The sequence below is a fragment of the Pseudomonas agarici genome, assembly GCF_900109755.1.
Lineage (GTDB): Bacteria > Pseudomonadota > Gammaproteobacteria > Pseudomonadales > Pseudomonadaceae > Aquipseudomonas > Aquipseudomonas agarici.
This window is the reverse complement of the sequence record NZ_FOAR01000059.1, coordinates 1-2718: the sequence shown is the minus strand read 5'-3', so window position 1 is coordinate 2718 and position 2718 is coordinate 1. Positions and strand designations below refer to the sequence as shown.

At 54.5% G+C, this 2718-nt stretch carries 6 protein-coding genes; all 6 read left to right on the top strand.

Annotation, left to right across the window (positions count from 1 at the left end; genetic code table 11):
* On the top strand, window positions 1-456 hold a 456-nt coding region (locus BMX68_RS26565), incomplete at its 5' end, for a DUF4406 domain-containing protein (RefSeq protein WP_256218837.1).
* Window positions 453-734: a hypothetical protein gene (locus BMX68_RS24865; protein WP_017131115.1), complete on the top strand. Its 282-nt coding sequence runs from the start codon at window positions 453-455 to the stop codon at window positions 732-734. The genes BMX68_RS26565 and BMX68_RS24865, both read left to right, overlap by 4 nt.
* Window positions 731-1195: a hypothetical protein gene (locus BMX68_RS24860; protein ID WP_017131114.1), complete on the top strand. Its 465-nt coding sequence runs from the start codon at window positions 731-733 to the stop codon at window positions 1193-1195. The genes BMX68_RS24865 and BMX68_RS24860 overlap by 4 nt, the downstream gene beginning before the upstream one ends.
* Window positions 1185-1307 carry a hypothetical protein gene (locus tag BMX68_RS26560; RefSeq protein WP_017131113.1) on the top strand — a complete coding sequence of 41 codons (123 nt, stop codon included), beginning with the start codon at window positions 1185-1187 and terminating at the stop codon, window positions 1305-1307. Before BMX68_RS24860 ends, BMX68_RS26560 begins: the two co-directional genes overlap by 11 nt.
* Window positions 1308-1734: 427 nt before the next feature.
* Window positions 1735-1968 carry a hypothetical protein gene (locus tag BMX68_RS24855; RefSeq protein ID WP_017131111.1) on the top strand — a complete coding sequence of 78 codons (234 nt, stop codon included), beginning with the start codon at window positions 1735-1737 and terminating at the stop codon, window positions 1966-1968.
* Entirely contained in the window at window positions 1965-2609 is a 645-nt protein-coding gene (locus BMX68_RS24850) for a hypothetical protein (protein WP_017131110.1), read from the top strand. Before BMX68_RS24855 ends, BMX68_RS24850 begins: the two co-directional genes overlap by 4 nt.
* Window positions 2610-2718: the final 109 nt, after the last annotated feature.

Here is a 2718-nt window from a genome sequence, read left to right as displayed (position 1 = left end):
CGGCTGCACCAGCAGTACGTCGGCAAGATCGAGCGCTTCTCTGATGAGTTGATGGTGTTTCAGGACGCCGCCTACGCGATGGGCCTGGATCGCGGTGCCGAGCTCGCCAAGGCGCCAGGCGTAACGCTCGCCGCCGCACGCGCAAACCGTGTCTATATCGCCGGGCCAATGACTGGCATCGAGGACTTCAACTACCCCGCCTTCCATGCCGTGGCCGCCCAGCTGCGCGCCAAGGGTTACGAAGTCGAAAACCCGGCAGACCACGGGATTGTCGAGGGGGCGGTCTGGGCCGACTACCTGGCCTACGACCTGACGCGCCTGGGGCTGTGCGGCGTGATCGCCCTGCTGCCCGGATGGGATTTATCACAGGGCGCACGCCTCGAAGTGATGATCGCCGAACACCTAGGGATGCGGGTCGTGAATGCCCATGACCTTGTAACGAGGGAGGCTGTATGAGTGAAGTTAATAGGTACGCAAGAATTGGAAACATGGTTGAGCCGACCCAGGAATTGCTCAGGCTTTATCCGGCGATGAATGTATATGTTCTGGCTTCCGACTATGACCGTGTTGCCGCAGAGCGAAAAGCATTGCAACAGCTCTTGAACTTAGCAGATGAGCGTATCAACGCTGCTACAGACATAGTGCTTAGAGCGCGGGCCGTTATTGAAGGTCAAGGCTATGCGGAACTTGAACGCGATATCGCAGCATTTCTCAAGCCATCGGAGATTGAATGATGAGCGAAGTTAATAGATACAGATTCAAAGGCGCGGCTGGCGAATACGTCTATGCCGCTGACTTCGACAATGCGAGCCGTCTTTTTCTTGATGCTACCGAGCGATGTATCGCAGCAGAACGACGCGAGCAAGCACTACTTAGTAGCGTTGAACATGCAAATGCTGTTCGCGCACGTTTGCAGAATGAAGTCATCGCCCTTCAGCGGCTCTTGAGCGCGGCGGATGAGCGAGTGAATGTTCTGACACGAGATTTAGCCATTGAATCGGCGATCAAGGAGCCCATGGGCGAGGACGTTTTGTGGCAAGTGCTTGACGCGGCTGTTGGCGTCCTCACCCGGCGCGCAGCTCCGCACGCGTGGGAGAGTGAAGCTCATCAAGCCGGTTTAAAAATCATTCTAGCGCGCCGCGCTGGACTTTCTAAAACACTCAAGCCAGCGGAGGTTGGAGGCGATGAAAATTGAAGTACATGTCGAATGGCCGACCGGTTCAGAAACAGTCGAATTTGAGTTAGACGACGACTGCACGCGAGAACAGATCGCCGATGCTGCCGAGCAAGCTTTCTTCGACGTATGAAACTTCGGGTGGTCAGTTGACGGAGAGCTTCAATGACAGATGACCAGATAGAACTTATGGATCTTTTTCGGCGAGATATGTCAGGCCTTGAGCCAACGTCAACGCGTCATGATGACGATATCCATCCGTCATTTAAAAAATTTCCGGAAGTCTTCAAATATGAGCACTCAACGTTTCTTTTCAACACCTGGCTAGCGGGCCGAAACAGTGCGGAAGTTAAATTTCGATGAACATTACCAAAATGATGCGCCGCGCTAGCAAGAATAAACTTTGCGTTAAGTGGAACGGCCAGGAATTCGTTTGCACGCACCCCAACACGAACGCGACAGGGCACGGCTCTACGATAAGCGCCGCAATTAAAAACTGGCAGTACTGGTGGAACATTCCTTATTGACACTGCTGGCACAACTAATTTGTGAGGTGATTTATGAAGACGGAAGCTGCCGATAATCTGCAAAAGCACATTTGTGACGAGTCTAAACGCTTGAGGGATATGGCAAAAATGTACGCCATTCAATATGCCGATAGTGACGATCCTGCCGACAAGGCGAACTACACACGCTACAGGTTCGCGGCGGACGAAGTGCAGAAGCTGCACGCGCCGACATGTAATGTGCTGCACGTCCTTGAATCGCAAATCCCGGACAAGGTGAAGCAATGAGCAATAACAAAATGATCAGCGTGCCGCGTGAGCTGCTGAATCGAGTTGCAACCGAAGCAAATCACATGCTTGGTTTCACCTCTGCATCGAACTATGACGAATGCAGGAACGCTGTGGACGAGCTGCGCGCCCTGCTTGATGCGCCTGAATCTTCAGTTTGCGCAAAATCGCAAGTTGAGCCAGCCGCCCAGGCCCAGGCCCAGGGCGAGCCGGTGGCGTGGCGTTACAAGTCCCATGCTGTCGGTCCTTGGTATTTGTCGAGCAGCGAACACAATGCGCGCACGTTTCAGGGTAACGGACAGGGTGGCGAGGTTCAGCCGCTCTACGCCGAGCAGCCCGCGCCTTTAGCTGTGTCCCAGGGCGAGCCGGTGTCCGATCTTATCCAGCTTGACCGCTCATATCGCAACGGCATCATGGCTGGTTTCCAGTTCGGCATAACCGGAGACGAGAAAGGCTATGCGGCTTGCATTCAGCGGTACAACGCGGGGATTCATGAGGCTAAATCCCAGCAGCCCGCGCCGGTATCGGTGGTGCTGCCTGAGCGCCGTGAAGTAGTTGGAATAGGCGGACACGCTTACTACAGCCCGATCGGCTGGAACGCCTGCCTCGACGAAGTAGCCCGCCTGAACCCCTCTTTGTAACCCCTTCCCATTTTTTCAAAGTCAGCCGCTATAGCGGAAGGACGAAGTCATGCCTGAAGAAAAGGTTGTGATGTACGAATCGCCGGAAGCGGCCAGCATTCAAACCGTC

Excerpts from the sequence above, each read along its gene's own strand:
- BMX68_RS24850 (WP_017131110.1), top strand. The coding sequence starts at position 1,965 with ATGAGCAATAACAAAATGATCAGCGTGCCGCGTGAGCTGCTGAATCGA.
- BMX68_RS24860 (WP_017131114.1), top strand. The coding sequence starts at position 731 with ATGATGAGCGAAGTTAATAGATACAGATTCAAAGGCGCGGCTGGCGAA.
- BMX68_RS26560 (WP_017131113.1), top strand. The coding sequence starts at position 1,185 with ATGAAAATTGAAGTACATGTCGAATGGCCGACCGGTTCAGAAACAGTC.
- BMX68_RS24855 (WP_017131111.1), top strand. The coding sequence starts at position 1,735 with ATGAAGACGGAAGCTGCCGATAATCTGCAAAAGCACATTTGTGACGAG.
- BMX68_RS24865 (WP_017131115.1), top strand. The coding sequence starts at position 453 with ATGAGTGAAGTTAATAGGTACGCAAGAATTGGAAACATGGTTGAGCCG.